This window comes from Streptomyces sp. CC224B (assembly GCF_030010595.1).
Lineage (GTDB): Bacteria > Actinomycetota > Actinomycetes > Streptomycetales > Streptomycetaceae > Streptomyces > Streptomyces longispororuber.
Genome location: NZ_JASCXL010000003.1, coordinates 104,815 through 119,759, shown reverse-complemented (window position 1 = coordinate 119,759; position 14,945 = coordinate 104,815). Strand labels below are relative to the sequence as shown.

Sequence of the window (14,945 nt, the reverse complement as noted above, 5' to 3'; positions counted from 1 at the left end):
CGCTTGCAAATATCCCGCGTCTGCAATTATTGTGGACGAACGTTAAGCGCACCCGCAACCGTTTGGAAGGTATACCTCCATGCCTCTCGCGCTTCTGGCCCTCGCGATCGGGGCCTTCGGAATCGGAACCACGGAATTCGTGATCATGGGATTGCTTCCCGAGGTCGCGGGTGACTTCGACGTCTCCATCCCCACCGCCGGGTTCCTCGTGACCGGCTACGCCCTCGGCGTCGTCCTCGGCGCCCCGCTGATGACCGCGCTCGGCACCCGCATCACGCGCAAGCGGATGCTCATGCTGCTGATGGGCCTGTTCATCGCGGGCAACCTGCTCTCGGCCGTGGCACCGGCGTTCGGCGTCATGCTCGCCGGTCGCATCGTCGCCTCGCTCGCCCACGGGGCCTTCTTCGGCATCGGCTCCGTCGTCGCGGCCGAGCTGGTCGCCCCCGAGAAGAAGGCCGGGGCCATCGCCACCATGTTCTCGGGCCTCACCGTGGCCAACGTGGTCGGTGTGCCGCTCGGTACGTTCGTCGGCCAGGCCATCGGCTGGCGCGTCACCTTCGTCATCGTCGCCGCCCTGGGCGTGCTCGGCCTCGCCGGTGTCGCCAAGCTCGTGCCGGACCTGCCCAAGCCCGAGGGCGTACGGCTGCGCGACGAGGTCGGAGCCTTCCGCAACGTGCAGGTCCTGCTCGCCATGGCGATGACCGTCCTCGGCTTCGGCGGCGTCTTCGCGGCCATCACCTACATCACGCCGATGATGACGGAGGTCGCCGGCTACTCCGACTCCGCCGTGACGTGGCTCCTCGTCCTGTTCGGCCTCGGCATGGTCGGCGGCAACCTGGTCGGCGGCCGGTTCGCCGACCGCGCGCTGATGCCCATGCTGTACGTCTCGCTCGGCGCCCTGGCCCTGGTGCTCGCCGTCTTCACCCTCACCGCGCACAACAAGGTCGCCTCGGCGGTGACCATCGTCCTCATCGGCGCCCTGGGCTTCGCGACCGTGCCGCCGCTGCAGAAGCGGGTCCTCGACCAGGCCTCAGGGGCCCCGACGCTCGCCTCCGCCGTCAACATCGGCGCCTTCAACCTCGGCAACGCCCTGTCGGCCTGGCTCGGCGGCGTGGTCATCTCCGCGGGCCTCGGCTACACCGCCCCGAACTGGGTCGGTGCCCTGCTCGCCGGGTCCGCCCTCGTCCTGGCCGTCCTGTCGGCCGCCCTCGAACGCCGGTCCGCCGCGCCCTCCCCGGTCATCGCGGGTGCCACCCCCGTGGCCGAGCGCGCGCAGGCCGTCCACCACTGAAACACCGCTCCCCAAGGAGACACACCTCTCATGAGCACCACCCCCGCCCCCACCGCCGTCGCCCCGCTGACCATCGCCGACGCCGAGGCCCTCGTGGCCGCAGCCCGCCGTGCCGCCGAGGCCGCCGGGGTCACCGTCAGCGTCACCGTCCTCGACGCCGGCGGTCACCTCCTGGCCTTCCGGCGTGACGACCGGGCCGTGCTGATCTCCGGCGAGACCAGCACCCGCAAGGCGTACACCGCGCTCCAGCTCAACGCCCCGACCGCCGACCTGGTGGACGCCGTCCAGCCCGGTGGCCTCTTCCATACGCTGCCGACGGCCCTCGACCGGCCGCTGCTGTTCATCGCGGGCGGCGTACCCGTCCACCGTGACGGCCGGCTCATCGGTGCCGTCGGTGTCGGCGGCGGCGCCCCGGAGCAGGACCACGGCTTCGCGACCGCGGCGGTGGAGGCCCTCGCCTGACCCCCGGGCCCGCCGCGCGCGCAGGCCCCCGGACCGCGGCAGGACAACAGCCCGCCTTCACCCGCCGGACGCATCACGGCAGGTGAAGGCGGGCTTCGCGCTGTCCGCGGACTCCGCGCGGCCCCGGCCCGTGCCGCCTCAGCCCGCCGCCACCGTCAGCGGTGCGAACCGGCGCGTCCAGTCACCGGGCAGCTCCGGGACGCCGTACGTCATCACGGCGTTGAAGGCGACGGACTCCAGGCCGCGCGCCTTGACCCACGTGAGCAACTCCTCGTGGCGTACGTCGATGTCCGTGCGCAGCGGGCGGTCGGTACGGGCACCCAGGGAGGCGATGAGCGCCTTGGCCGTGTCCGTGTCCCGGGCGATCAGCGGGCCGACCACATGGGTCTCCATGTTCGGCCAGGCCCCCGCGTAGCCGATGATCTCGCCGTCCGCCTCCGCGACCCGGAGCTGGTCGGTGAAGGCGGGCAGGCGCGTGACGATCGGGGTGCGGTCCAGGCCGAAGACCTCGGTGTCGAGGCGGACCAGGACGGGCAGGTCCTCGGCGGTCGCCGCGCGGGTGGTGATGCCCGGCGTCTGGGCCTGACCGCTCTCGGCGTCGAAGCGGCCGAGGACCATCTCGGCCCGGCCCGTCGTCTTGAAGCCGAGCTGCTCGTACAGGGGCCGGCCGTTCGGCGTCGCGTGCAGGGTGAGCGGAGTGGTCCCCGCCGCCTCGACGACGGACCGCATCAGCCGGCGGCCGATGCCCTGGCGGGCGTGCCGTTCGGCGACGAGCACCATGCCGATCGCCGCGAGCCCTGGATTCTCGTACGCCCCGTACTGCGTTACGACGCACGCGGCGACCAAGCCGTCGCCGTCGGGGTCATCGATGCCGTAGCCCGTGCCGGCCGAGAGCAGCAGGCCCCACTTGTGTTCCTCGCGGGGCCAGCCGCGGTCCTCGGACAGATCGGCGCAGGCGGTGAGGTCGCGGGGCGTGAGCCTGCGGATGGGCAGTGCGGAGAGGGAAGGTGTCGACACGCGGGTCAGGCTGTCTGACGCATCGCCCCGGCGTCCACCTCTTTGTGGGGAGAAGCACGCCGCTTTTGGCCAAGTCGCCTCTGCTCCCGCTGCTGAGCGGTACGCAGGCGACGGCCGCGCCGGGTCGGGCCCCAGGGCTTGAGGACGGAGACCGCCGTCATGAACAAGTAGGCACCGAGGGAGATGAGGGGACCCGCGATGAGGTCGGACGTACTCGGGATCGGACGGCCCGCGGACACGGTGGCGACGGCTTCGCCGATGCCCGGGCGCAGCGCGAAGACGGACGCGGTGGTCGTCACCAGCGTCAGCCAGAACTTCGTGTAGACCCAGCGGTGACGCGCGAGTCCCCAGGACGTCCCGAGCGAGAGCAGCAGGCCGCTCAGCAAGGTGAGGAACGCCAGGGGCAGGACGAGCCAGTCGGTGAAGACCTTCATCGCGCGAACGGAGGCCTCGACGGTCGGGTGGGACGCGGTGGTGAGCGCGGTCGTGGCGAGGGCGACGAGCCCGAGGGTGAGCCCGAGCCAGCCGGCCGAGGCGGCAACATGGACGACGAGGGTGGCCCGGCGAGCGGGACGGCGTAGTTTCACGTGAAACACCGTGCCGGGGGAGGCGGGCCCCAGCGTCTGACAGCGGGAGTAACCCCGGGTACTAGCCTCGGCGTACATGGCGCGCCTTCACCTCTTCGACCTGGACGGGACCCTGCTGTATGGCACCGCGGCGCCCGTGGAGATATCCCGGCAACTGGGCCTGGAGCACGAGATCGCCGCGCTCGAGGCGGATTTCGTGGCGGGGTACACCGACTCGACGCAGTACGCGGTACGGGTGCGCACGCTGTGGACAGACCTCACCGAGGCCCATGTGGCGGCTGCTTTCGACGGGGCGCCCTGGCTGACGGGTATCCAGGAGACCTGGTCCGAGATCCGGGCGCGCGGCGACTACTGCGCCGTCATCTCCCTCTCGCCCTCGTTCTTCGTGGAGCGGCTCCTCGGCTGGGGCGCACACGCCGCTCACGGCTCCCGGTTCCCCGCCGTGCCGTTCTCCGCACCGGTGGATCCCGCGGGCATCCTCACCGGGGCGGCGAAGGTGGAGATCGCGAACCGGCTCTGTGAAGAGTTCGGTGTCGCTCGGGCCGACTGTGTTGCCTACGGCGACTCGCTGTCCGACCTGGAGCTGTTCGCCTCGGTGCCCGTTTCGGTGGCCGTGAACGCTGACGCGCGGCTGCTGAACCTGGCCACCCACTCCTACGTCGGCCGGGACCTGCGGAAGGCGTACGAACTGGTGCACACACCGGTAAGGGAGGCACGAGAAGTGTGAGGATCGCGGAACTTCGAGTGAAGCAGCGGCACTTGTGTGTTCGACGAGTGCCAGTAGGGTCGGGAAGGGTGCACGCCGCTGCGTTCCGCTGCGCGTCCGCGGGGGGCCGGGAGGCGTGACGGGAGGACATGCACAGATCGACAGAGCTTAACGGGGTAGGGAGATCGAGAACCCCTTCTTCCGGCTATACGCGCCAGGCACGGAACGCCGGTGCCATGCTGCCGCTGAGGTGACTGCGACCCACGTCACATTGATGCCCTACTTGTCCGTAAGGCGTAGGACGCCGGGTTCAATGTGATCGTCAACGGCTGCCGAGGCAAGGCGGGGAAGCAAGCACGTCCCGGCGAGGAAGTGCGCGGACCGACTGAGAGATGTTCGAGGCGAGGCACAGGATGGACGCTCCGACCACCACGTCGGCGGACAACGGCACTTCCGGGAACAGCGGCAGCGGCTGGTTCACGCCACGGAAACCGCAGGACCAGCCGGAGGAGGCACAGTCGGCCTCCGGCAGCAGCGGGGACGGAGCGGAACCCGCGGCCCCGGGCCCGGCAGGACCCGCGAGCAGGCCGTCCCAGGAGCCACCAGGACGGCGCGCGGCGGCCACCGCTCCCCTCGGCGGGCGGACAGCCGGGGCCACCGACGACGTGCCGGGGCGAATAGCACCTCCCTCCTCCACCGGGCCGGCGACAGCTCCGGGCGCCCCCGTGACGGCTCCAGGCACCCCCGCGGGGGCTCCGGAAGCTCCCATCAAGGCTCCGGAGGCCCCCGTGACGGCTCCGGGAGCCCGCCAGGAGCCCGCTGCCGGGAGCCCGACTCCTACCGCAGCCGCGCCGCCGGGCAGCCCGGCACCACCCGGCGCCACGCCTTCGGAACCCCTGTCCTCTCCTGCCACGCCGTCCGCTGCCGCGCTCCCCAAGGCCGCGTCCACCGGCACCGCGTCCCCCGACGCCGTCCTCGTCCAGCGCACGATGGCCGAGATCGCCCCGATCGCCGACAAGGTCACCTCGTACTTCTACGCGCTGCTCTTCACCCGCCACCCCGACCTGCGCGGGCTGTTCCCCGCGGCGATGGACGCCCAGCGGGACCGGCTCCTGGCGGCCCTGCTTACGGCGGCGGAGCACATCGACGACGGCGACGCACTCACCGAGCACCTGGGCCACCTCGGCCGCGGACACCGCAAGTACGGCACGAGGTCCGTGCACTACCCCGCTGTCGGGGAGTGCCTGATCGGGGCGCTCAGCCGGTACGCGAGCGCGAGCTGGGACGACGAGACCGAGGCGGCGTGGGTCAGGACGTACACGACGATCTCGCAGATCATGATCGACGCGGCCGCCGAGGACGAGCTGCGCGCCCCCGCGTGGTGGTACGCGGAGATCGTCTCGCACGACGCGCGGACCTCCGACATCGCCGTCATCACCGTCCGCCCGGACCAGCCGTACCCGTTCCTCGCCGGGCAGTACACGAGCCTGGAGACCCCCTGGTGGCCGCGGATCTGGCGGCACTACTCCTTCGCGTCGGCGCCGCGCTCCGACGGGCTGCTCTCCTTCCACGTCAAGGCGGTCCCGGCGGGCTGGGTCTCGAACGCGCTGGTGCACCGCGCCCGGCCCGGTGACGTGCTGCGGCTCGGTCCGCCGACGGGCTCCATGACCGTCGACCACAGCACCGACAGCGGCCTCCTCTGCGTCGGCGGCGGCACCGGCATCGCCCCGATCAAGGCGCTCGTGGAAGACGTCGCCGAGCACGGCAGGCGCCGGCCCGTCGAGGTCTTCTACGGCGCCCGCACCGACCACGACCTGTACGACATCGACACCATGCTGCGGCTGCAGCGGTCCCACCCCTGGCTGGCCGTCCGGCCGGTCGTGGACAACCGCGCGCAGCTCCCCGACGCCGTGCGCGCGTACGGCCCGTGGAACGAGTACGACGCGTATCTGTCGGGCCCGCCCGGAATGATCCGCAGCGGCGTGGACACGCTGCGGCGAGCGGGCATACCGGCGGGCCGGATCAGGCACGACGCCGTGGAGGAGCTCGTGGTGGCGGGGAGCTGACGGAGGACTCGGGCCGGGCCCCGACGAGGTGGTGCTCAGCCCAGGTCCGGCGCGTGCATGGCCCGCACGCCCTCGATGTTGCCGTCCAGATAGTGCCGCAGGGACAGCGGGACGAGATGGACGGAGGCGATCCCGACGCGGGTGAAGGGCACGCGCACGATCTCGTACTCGCCGCAGGGGTCCTCGACCTCGGGGCCGTGCCGCTGCGCCGGGTCCATGGACTCCAGGCGGCAGACGAAGAAGTGCTGCACTTTCACCCCGGTGGCGCCGCCGTCCTCACCGATGTGCTCAAGGGTGTCCACGAAGCACGGCACCACGTCGGTGATCTTCGCCCCGAGCTCCTCGTGGACCTCGCGGTGGAGCGCGTCCACCACGGTCGCGTCCCCCGGCTCCACCCCGCCGCCCGGAGTGAGCCAGTACGGATCCATGCCGGGCTTGGTCCGCTTGATGAGGATCAGGTCGTCTCCGTCCAGGAGGACGGCACGTGCGGTGCGCTTGACCACGGGTCGGACGGTCATGGGGGAAATGTGGCCCGCGCTGTTCCACGTGAAACATCGCGAACCGGCCAGGAGCAGCCCTACGTCCAGCCGACCGCAGCACGCAGCAGCCACTCGTGCGCCCGCGCGACGGGGGGCATGGCGAGCGTGCCGGTGCGTACGACGAGGAAGTACGTGCGCAGGGGCGGCACCGCGGGGTCGAGCAGCGCCGCGATCTCGCCCCGTTCCAGGGCGGACGCGCACAGATAGCGGGGCAGGACGGCGAGCCCGGCGCCCTGGACCACACAGGCCAGGACGGCGCGCAGATCCGGCACGATGACGGCGCCGGCCGCGGCCGGGCGGGAGTCGAAGACCGCGGCCCAGTAGCGCGAGACGAACGGCAGCGACTCGTGGACCTCCACCACCGGCAGGTTCTCCACGGTGAGAGCGCCCTTGCGGCGCAGCTTGCCGGGCCCGATGAGGGAGGCCCAGCGTGGCGCCGCCACCAGCACATGCTCCTCGTCGCACAGCGGCGTCGCGGTGAGCAGCGCCCCGCGGGGGCGGGCCGTGGTGATGGCCAGGTCGTGGTGCCCGGCGGCGAGCCCTTCCAGGACCTCCTCGGCGTTGCCGAAGGACGCGCGCAGCGCGATGCGCTGGCCGTCGCCCCCGGCCAGCGAGGTGAGGGAGGGGAGAGCGCGCTCCGCCGTGAACTCCGGTGGTCCCGCGAGGTGCAGCGTACGGACCGACGAGTCCTCGTCGATGCCAGCCTCGGCGATCTCCACCAGGGCGTCGAGGTGGGGCGCGGCCTTGTGGGCGAGCTCGTCGCCCATGGTCGTCGGGGTGACTCCGCGGGCCTGGCGCAGGAAGAGCGGGCGGCCCAACTGGCGCTCCAGCGTACGGATCTGGGACGTCACCGCGGGCTGGGAGAGTCCCAGGAGGGCGGCGGCACGCGTGAAGGACCCCGCCCGGTGCACCGTGACGAATGTGCGCAGCAGGGCCAGATCCATGTCCTCAGCCTTTCCTCCGTGTCGGCCCCCGGCGCACCCCAACTATAAATTTGTCGATAGGTTGCTGTCGCTACTGTGATTGGACACTGACACAGAGTCAACTAGCCTTGTTCGCGCGGTTCTTCACACATGGAACCGAGGGCGGTCCGAGCCACGAGGGGGGAGGCTCGGACCGTCCGTTGTGCGTAGCCGCGTACGAGATGCCCACCGCACGCGCGGCGATCCTGCCCCCTCGTGGGGCGCAGGAGTCAGTCAGCCGTCTCGTCCAGCGCGCGCAGCACATCCGCCACCAGGTCCTCGGCGTCCTCCGCCCCGGCGGAGAAGCGGATGAACCCTTCCGGAACCGCGTCCCCGCCCCAGCGGCCGCGCCGCTCGGCCGTGGAGCGTACGCCGCCGAAGCTCGTCGCGTCGTCCACGAGCCGCAGCGCGTCGAGGAAGCGCTCCGCACGCGCGCGTGACGGCAGCTCGAACGACACCACACACCCGAAGCGCCGCATCTGCCGCGCGGCGATCGCGTACGAGGGGTCGTCCGGCAGCCCCGGATAACGCAGCCCCGTCACCTCGGCACGGCCTCGCAGCGCCTCGGCGACGGCCAGGGCGTTGGCGTCCTGCCGGTCGACGCGCAACTGGAGGGTCGCGAGCGAGCGGTGCGCCAGCCAGGCCTCCATGGGTCCCGGGATCGCCCCGACGATCTTGCGCCAGCGCCGGACGGCGGCGGCACGCCCGGCGTCGCGGCAGGCCACGTAGCCGAGCAGGAGGTCGCCGTGGCCGGTGAGCTGCTTGGTGCCGCTGGCGACGGAGAAGTCGGCCCCGAGGTCGAGCGGGAGCTGGCCGAGGGGTGTGGCGAGGGTGTTGTCGACGGCGACCAGGGCGCCCCGCGCGTGCGCCGTGTCGGCGAGACGGCGGACGTCGCAGACGTCGAGGCCCGGGTTCGACGGGGTCTCCAGCCACAGCAGCCGGGCGCCGTCGAGCACGCCGAGCTGCGCGTCACCGGCGGTGGGCGCGGTGCGTACCTCGATGCCGTACGCCGTGAGCTGCTCGCGGACCAGGGGAAGCGCCTGGTAGCCGTCGTCCGGCAGGACCACGGCGTCACCGGCGCGGAGCTGGGAGAAGAGCACCGCGGAGATCGCGGCCATCCCGGAGGCGAAGACCAGCGTCTCCACGTCCTCCTCCCGGCCCGCCGGGCGTTCGAGCTCACCGATGGCGCGCTCCAGGCGCGTCCAGGTGGGGTTCTCGTCGCGGCCGTAGGTGTACGGGCCCGTGGGCTCCCCCGGCAGGTGGTAGTGCGCGGCGAAGACGGGGCCGGGGAGCGTCGGCTCGTACTTCACGGGCTCCGGGAGCCCGGCGCGTACGGCGCGCGTACCGTCGCCGGCGCGCGCCTCCCGCGCGGCCGCACCCGTGCCCGCCGTCGCCGCGGTGGGTGTCGCGCCCGCGTCCTCCGCCGAGCGCCCGGCCGCCGGGTCCCCGCCGTGCGGTGCCTGTGCCCGCTCCGTCATGCCGCCCGCCCTTCCAGCACTTCCTGTACGGCGTCGAGCAGGCCGTCACTCGCCGCCTCGATCATCTTCAGGCACTCCTCGAACCCGGCAAAGTCCCCGTAGTACGGGTCAGGGACGTCGAGGTCGCCGCTCAGGCGGCTGCCGCGGTCGTCCTCGGGGCCGACGGCCGGGTCGTACGAGCGCAGCAGGCGCACCTTCTCGGCGTCCCGCGGGGTCGGTGCCAGGCGGCGCAGGGTGCGCAGGTGGCCGCGGTCGAGGGCTATCACCAGGTCGAGCCGGTCGAACCAGTCGGCCTGGAACTGCCGGGCCACGTGGTCGGTCTCGAAGCCCGCAGCCGCGAGGACGGCGACGGTGCGCGGATCGGCGCCGTCGCCCTCGTGCCAGCCGTCGGTGCCCGCACTGTCCACCAGGACGCGGTCCTCGAGACCGGCGTCGCGCACCCGGGCGCGGAAGACCGACTCGGCCATGGGTGAACGGCAGATGTTGCCGGTGCACACGAAACAGACGGCGAACGCCGCGGTGGCAGGGCGGGGCGAGGGCGCGGAGGGAGGCATGGGGTCGGTTCACAGTCCTCGGGGTGAGGCGGCCCCGGGAGGGGCGCGCGGAACGTACGGCGTGCGTGGGGTACGGGACGCGTGGGGTACGGGGCGTCGCGTGGGGTACGGGGCGTGTAGGAGGCGGCGACGCGGTCGAGGGACGGCCCTGGGGTGGCGGGTCAGTCCTTGTCGGGAAGGGCGACGTTCAGGGCCCAGGAGACGACCGAGATGATCAAGCCGCCCAGTACGGCGGTCCAGAAGCCCTCGACATGGAAGCTGACGTCCAGCTTGTCGGCGAGCCAGGACGTCAGGAGCAGCATCAGGGCGTTGACCACCAGTGTGATCAAGCCCAGCGTCAGAATGAACAGCGGGAACGTGAGGACCTGCACGACGGGTTTGACCAAGAAGTTCACCAGACCGAAGAGCAGGGCGACCACGAGGAGTGTCAGTGTCTTCGAGCCCGTGCTGTCGCCGGTGAGCGTGATCTTGTCGAGCAGCCACACGGCGACGGCCAGGGCCGCCGCGTTGGCGAGCGTCTTGACTACGAAATTCTTCATGTGTCTGATCGTGGCAGACCTGGGCCGGCAGCGGTCGGCCCACGACTTGGCAAGGGGCATACAGCAGCGATGAAGGCATTCCGACTGGACGAGCTCGAAGCGGAGCGGGCCGCCAACGAGGGCGCGTATCTGCAATTCCTGCGGGAGCGGAACATGTCGGTCGGGCTCTACGCGCTCGATGCCGGGGGCACCGACCCGCAGCAGCCGCACCGGCAGGACGAGGTGTACATGGTCGTCAGCGGCCGCGGTTCGATCACGGTCGGCATGGAGACGACGTCGGTCGCGCGCGGCAGTGTGGTGTACGTCCCCGCCGGGGTGCCGCACAAGTTCCACCACATCACCGAGGACCTGCGGGTGCTCGTCGTGTTCTCGCCGCCGGAGCAGTGATCCCGCCGCCGGAGCAGCGCCCCCGACGCCCGCGTCCGGCGGCGCCCGGCCGGTGCCGGGGGCGCGGCCCGGATCAGGGGTCGCACCTCAGGGTTCGGACCTCAGGGTTCCCTAGGGGAAGAGTCAGGGGAGGACAAGGGATCGAGCCGCCCCGAACGGATGCTCGCCGCTCTAGCATCGAATACGTGAGGCACGGAATCCGCGCAGGTGCGGAGCCTCGGGCAGGAGCGGAGTTCCGTTGCTGACGGAGTTCCGTCGTCGGAGGTCCAGCGCCTGGTGGAGTTTCAGCACCTGGTGAAGTTCCAGCACCTCGTGGAGTTTCAGCACCTCGGGGAGTTCCGCCCCATGGCGGAGAACAGAAAGGGCAAGGGCAATGGGAGAGATCTTCGGCGGTATGCCGTGGTGGGTGAAGTGGGTCGCGGTGCCCCTCATCGCCCTGGTCGTGTTCGGCGGCCTGATAGCGAGTGTCGTCGGCTTTGTGTTCGCCCTGCTCTTCAAGGTGCTGCTCTTCGTGGCGCTGGTCGGCGGACTCGTGTATGTGGTGCGGAAGTTCATAACCGGCTCGCTGTCGTCCCGCAGCAAGTCACGCGCCGAGTGGTGAGGCCGTCCGGGGGTTCCCTCCCGAGGGGGAAGTTTCCCCAGGCTGGGCCCTAGAGCGGTGGCCAAGGGTTAGAGTCCGGAAACCGACGCGGGGCTGCCCCCGCAGGCGGGCCCACTGCCCCCTCCCGTGTACCCCCGGCACGGAGGGAACCCCCATGCGCAGGGAGTGACCCATGGCCACGGTTGACGCCTCACCCCCACCCCAACGCACCGCTTCCGCAGGCGAAGCCACCCCCGCGGACGAAGTCGGCTGTCCCCGCGAAGCCGTCCCGGCGCACGACGGTGGCCTTGAGAGGAGCGCCCCTGCACAGGCGCCCTCTCGTGCTCCGGCGTCCCCCGACTCGACGCCGGCCCACCCGCTGCGGCCGAAGTCACCGCCCACAAGTCCGCCGCGCCCCAGCCCGTCGCGCCCGAGCCCGTCGCGCCCGAGCCCGCCGGGCCTGAGCTCGTCGAACCCGAGCCCGAACCCGAACCCCAACTCGCCGAAGCCGCACCCCTCGTCCACGTCCACGAACCCCTGGCGCCCGAACCCCTCACCAAGAAACTCCTCGCGCCAGACGTCGTCGTCACCGACACCGTCACCGACCCCGACACCGCCATCGACACTCGCACCGAGGCCGTTGGCGACCCCCACGGCGCCGATGTCGGCGGACACCGGCTCGACCGGCGTCGGACCGACGCTGATCGGCTCGGTGCAGCGGGCGATGCGCCTGCTGGAAGCCGCCGCGTCGCACGAGGGCGGGGCGCCCGCCAAGCAGTTGGCTCGGGAGTCGGGGCTGGCGCTCCCGACGGCGTACCACTTGCTCCGGACGCTGACCCACGAGGGCTATCTGCGGCGGGAGAACGGGGTGTTCGTGCTCGGGGAGGCGGCGGAGCGGCTGGGGGCCAGCGCGGCGCAGCAGAAACGTCGTTCCATGGTGGACGACGTGCTGGCGCACTGGCGCGATGCCATCGGCGCGCCCGTGTACTTCGCCCTCTACCGCGACGGTGAGATTGAGGTCGTCTCCATCGCCGACGCCCCCGGCACCCCGGCTGTCGAGGAGTGGGCCGACTTCCGGGAGACCGGGCACGCCCACGCCATCGGGCAGTGTCTGCTGGCCCAACTCGACGACGATGCACGGCGGGAGCACCTCGACCGCTACCCGGTGCGGTCGCTCACGCCCAACACGGTCCGTGACGAGCAGGCGTTACTCCGCAGGCTCGACGGCCTTGGCCGGATGACACCGGTGGTGGAGCACCAGGAGTACGTACTGGGCACGGTCTGTGCCGCGATTCCGATCACGGTGGGTACCACGGCGGCCACGTTGGCGATCTCGGTTCCGTCGGCTCAGGCGGAGCGGCTGTTGCCCGCGGCACGTGCCTTGCAGGAGGACCTCGGGAGGCTTCTCAGGACACTCGCCTTCTCTATCAGCATCTGAAAACTCACTCCTTGTGATCTGTTGTGTACGTTGAGCAAGATGACCCGAGTGTCAGGGAGCTGGTTCCTGGCCACGGAAGGCTACTGACGGGGTAGGCGGCGATGCGAGAGTCGGTCCAGGCAGAGGTCATGATGAGCTTCCTCGTGTCCGAGGAGCTGTCGTTCCGCATCCCGGTGGAGCTCCGGTACGAGACGTGCGATCCCTATGCCGTGCGGCTGACCTTCCACCTGCCCGGTGACACCCCGGTGACGTGGGCCTTCGGGCGGGAGCTGCTGGTGGACGGGGTGGGCCGGGCCTGCGGCGACGGGGATGTGCACATCGCGCCCGCCGATCCCGACGCGCTCGATGAAGCCTTCATCAGGCTGCAGGTCGGGGCCGACCAGGCGTTGTTCAGAGCGGGGATCCCGCCGCTCCTCGCCTTCCTCGATCGGACGGACAAGCTGGTGCCGCTGGGGCAGGAGCGGGCGCTGGCGGACTTCGACGCGCACCTGGACGAGGCGCTGGACCGGATCCTCGCGGAGGAGCAGAGCGCCGGCTGAGCATCGCTCCGAGCCGTGGCGGAAGAGCCGCGGGGGTGTGATGTCCGCGGCGGTGGGATGTCCGTGACGGTGCGATGCCTGTGACGGTGAGTAACCGCCGAAGGGTGGGGCGCGGACCTGCGTTGCGTGGTGCGGGGGCTGCCCCGTGGCGCAGGTTCGCAGAGGGTTCAGGGTTTTCGGCGGCGGCCCGTGCCGCCGCGGGTGAGGCGAGGGCGGGTGGGGCCGGTGCCCGAGCGGGGAGGCGTGAGGCCCGGGGTTCCCGTCGGCCCTGGAGTGCCCGTCGGCCCTGCAGCCCCCGGTGCCCCCGGGGCGCCCATCGGCCCGGCGGGGCCCCCGGGGCCAGCGGGACCGGCAGGACCAGCAGGCCCGGCCGCCCCCTGCTGCGTCCCCGGCTGTGGGGCCCCAGCGGGGCCAGGTCCCAACGGCGCGCCCGGGTAAGGCCCGACGGGCCCGCCCGGGCCCGGGACCCCCGCCGCGGCCGGGGCGGTGGACGTGTTCTGCCGGTCGGCGGAGACGACCAGGGCGGCGAGCGCGGTGGTGACGGGGACGGAGGCGACGAGGCCGATCGAGCCGATCAGGGTGCGGACGATCTCCTCGGCGACCAACTCGCTGTTGGCCACGGTGCCCACGCTGCTCTGGGCGATGGAGAAGAGCAGCAGGAGGGGGAGGGCGGCGCCCGCGTAGGCGAGGACCAGGGTGTTGACGACCGAGGCGATGTGGTCGCGGCCGATGCGGATGCCCGCGCGGTACAGGCCGCGCCAGCCCATCGTCGGGTTGGCCTGGTGCAGCTCCCAGACCGCGGAGGTCTGGGTGACGGTGACGTCGTCGAGCACGCCGAGGGAGCCGATGATGACGCCGGCGAGCAGCAGGCCGCTCATGTCGATGGACGGGTACAGGCCGTGGATGAGGCCGGTGTTGTCGTCGGTGTTGCCGGAGAGGGAGGCCCAGCCGAGGAAGAGCGAGCCGAGCAGGCCGATGAGGAGGAGGGAGATCAAGGTGCCGAGGACCGCGACCGAGGTGCGCGCGGTCAGGCCGTGGCACATGTAGAGCGCGATCAGCATGATGGCGCTCGCCCCGACGACGGCGACGACCAGGGGGTTCGAGCCTTGCAGGATCGCGGGGAGGATGAAGAAGGTCAGGACCATGAAGCTCACCGCGAGGGCGACCAGGGCCATCACGCCACGCAGCCGCCCCACCACCACGACGGCGAGGGCGAAGATGCCGGCGAGCAGGGCCATCGGCACCTCGCGGTCCACGTCGGTGACCGAGTACTGCAGGCCCTTGGGCGCCTTGGGCTCGTAGGAGACCACCACGTCCTGGCCCTGTTCGAGCTGGCGGGGGGCGTCGGGCTGGACGATCTCCGTGAAGGTGTAGCCCTTGTGCGGGCCGCTGGTCACCTTGATCGTGGCCTTCTTGCAGGTGCCCTGGGCGCGGGACTGGGCGGACTGGCCCTCGGCGGTGGAGGTGTCGCCGTTGGGCAGGGGCTGCGAGCCGTTCACGTCCTTGCAGGGCAGCGTGTCGACCTTCGCCACGGTGGCGGACCTGGTCTGCCGGTCGAAGCCGACGCCGGTGCGCTCGTGGTCCGGTGTGCCGCCGGGCCAGAGCACCGCGAGGCCCACGAGGACGGCCGCGGCGAAGGGGATCAGGACGGCGGCGATGACCTTGCGCAGATGCTGGGAGACGGGCGCGGCAGGGCCATGGCTGTGGGAGTGGCCGTGCCCGTGTCCGTGCGGCTCCGGGACGGGCGGCGGTGTGGGGGGCTCTGTCGTGGTCACGGCCCGATCATCGCAAGAACGGAGG

Annotated in this window: 16 protein-coding genes; 8 read left to right on the top strand and 8 right to left on the bottom strand. The window is 71.7% G+C overall.

From position 1 onward, the window contains the following. Nucleotides 1-79: 79 nt before the first annotated feature. Together QK440_RS02450 and QK440_RS02445 are read left to right on the top strand one after the other, a co-directional pair. Nucleotides 80-1,291, top strand: coding sequence for an MFS transporter (locus QK440_RS02450; protein ID WP_282791238.1), 1,212 nt, complete (start codon nucleotides 80-82; stop codon nucleotides 1,289-1,291). Nucleotides 1,292-1,321: 30 nt separating this feature from the next. Further along, complete coding sequence (locus QK440_RS02445) at nucleotides 1,322-1,753, top strand: heme-binding protein (protein ID WP_282791237.1); 432 nt, start codon at nucleotides 1,322-1,324, stop codon at nucleotides 1,751-1,753. 138 nt (nucleotides 1,754-1,891) lie between these two features. Here the strand turns inward: QK440_RS02445 and QK440_RS02440 are convergent, their stop codons facing one another. Together QK440_RS02440 and QK440_RS02435 are read right to left on the bottom strand one after the other, a co-directional pair. Further along, nucleotides 1,892-2,770, bottom strand: coding sequence for a GNAT family N-acetyltransferase (locus QK440_RS02440; RefSeq protein WP_282791236.1), 879 nt, complete (start codon nucleotides 2,768-2,770; stop codon nucleotides 1,892-1,894). Between the two features lie 5 nt (nucleotides 2,771-2,775). Further along, nucleotides 2,776-3,357 carry a DUF2269 domain-containing protein gene (locus QK440_RS02435; RefSeq protein WP_282791235.1) on the bottom strand — a complete coding sequence of 194 codons (582 nt, stop codon included), beginning with the start codon at nucleotides 3,355-3,357 and terminating at the stop codon, nucleotides 2,776-2,778. 76 nt (nucleotides 3,358-3,433) lie between these two features. Here QK440_RS02435 and QK440_RS02430 point away from each other — a divergent pair, with 76 nt between their 5' ends. Together QK440_RS02430 and QK440_RS02425 are read left to right on the top strand one after the other, a co-directional pair. Beyond that, nucleotides 3,434-4,084, top strand: coding sequence for an HAD-IB family phosphatase (locus QK440_RS02430; protein ID WP_282791234.1), 651 nt, complete (start codon nucleotides 3,434-3,436; stop codon nucleotides 4,082-4,084). 392 nt (nucleotides 4,085-4,476) lie between these two features. Further along, nucleotides 4,477-6,129: a globin domain-containing protein gene (locus tag QK440_RS02425; protein ID WP_282791233.1), complete on the top strand. Its 1,653-nt coding sequence runs from the start codon at nucleotides 4,477-4,479 to the stop codon at nucleotides 6,127-6,129. Between the two features lie 35 nt (nucleotides 6,130-6,164). Here QK440_RS02425 and QK440_RS02420 read toward each other — a convergent pair whose 3' ends face one another. The 5 genes from QK440_RS02420 to QK440_RS02400 form a co-directional block, all read right to left on the bottom strand. Then, entirely contained in the window at nucleotides 6,165-6,647 is a 483-nt protein-coding gene (locus tag QK440_RS02420; protein WP_282791232.1) for an NUDIX hydrolase, read from the bottom strand. Between the two features lie 59 nt (nucleotides 6,648-6,706). Beyond that, nucleotides 6,707-7,612 (bottom strand): LysR family transcriptional regulator, encoded by a 906-nt coding sequence (locus tag QK440_RS02415; RefSeq protein ID WP_282791231.1) that lies wholly within the window; start codon nucleotides 7,610-7,612, stop codon nucleotides 6,707-6,709. Nucleotides 7,613-7,860: 248 nt separating this feature from the next. After that, nucleotides 7,861-9,108, bottom strand: a complete 1,248-nt coding sequence (locus QK440_RS02410; RefSeq protein ID WP_282791230.1) for a cystathionine gamma-lyase — start codon at nucleotides 9,106-9,108, stop codon at nucleotides 7,861-7,863. Continuing rightward, entirely contained in the window at nucleotides 9,105-9,662 is a 558-nt protein-coding gene (locus QK440_RS02405) for a low molecular weight protein-tyrosine-phosphatase (protein WP_282791229.1), read from the bottom strand. The genes QK440_RS02410 and QK440_RS02405 overlap by 4 nt, the downstream gene beginning before the upstream one ends. Nucleotides 9,663-9,823: 161 nt before the next feature. Next, nucleotides 9,824-10,201, bottom strand: coding sequence for a phage holin family protein (locus tag QK440_RS02400; RefSeq protein WP_282791228.1), 378 nt, complete (start codon nucleotides 10,199-10,201; stop codon nucleotides 9,824-9,826). 69 nt (nucleotides 10,202-10,270) lie between these two features. On the opposite strand from QK440_RS02400, the gene QK440_RS02395 reads away from it, so the two are divergent. The 4 genes from QK440_RS02395 to QK440_RS02380 all read left to right on the top strand — a co-directional run bounded on the left by QK440_RS02395 (nucleotide 10,271) and on the right by QK440_RS02380 (nucleotide 13,145). Further along, a complete protein-coding gene (locus QK440_RS02395; RefSeq protein WP_282791227.1) occupies nucleotides 10,271-10,588 on the top strand; it encodes a cupin domain-containing protein in 318 nt (105 codons plus the stop codon). Nucleotides 10,589-10,961: 373 nt separating this feature from the next. Next, the gene (locus QK440_RS02390; protein ID WP_282791226.1) at nucleotides 10,962-11,189 is read left to right on the top strand and encodes a DUF5326 family protein; all 228 of its coding nucleotides are present in this window, start codon (nucleotides 10,962-10,964) and stop codon (nucleotides 11,187-11,189) included. 640 nt (nucleotides 11,190-11,829) lie between these two features. Beyond that, entirely contained in the window at nucleotides 11,830-12,606 is a 777-nt protein-coding gene (locus tag QK440_RS02385) for an IclR family transcriptional regulator C-terminal domain-containing protein (RefSeq protein WP_282791225.1), read from the top strand. Between the two features lie 101 nt (nucleotides 12,607-12,707). Then, nucleotides 12,708-13,145 carry an SsgA family sporulation/cell division regulator gene (locus QK440_RS02380; RefSeq protein WP_190134548.1) on the top strand — a complete coding sequence of 146 codons (438 nt, stop codon included), beginning with the start codon at nucleotides 12,708-12,710 and terminating at the stop codon, nucleotides 13,143-13,145. 167 nt (nucleotides 13,146-13,312) lie between these two features. On the opposite strand, the gene QK440_RS02375 is transcribed toward QK440_RS02380, so the two are convergent. Beyond that, entirely contained in the window at nucleotides 13,313-14,920 is a 1,608-nt protein-coding gene (locus QK440_RS02375; protein WP_282791224.1) for a YibE/F family protein, read from the bottom strand. Between the last annotated feature and the right edge of the window lie 25 nt (nucleotides 14,921-14,945).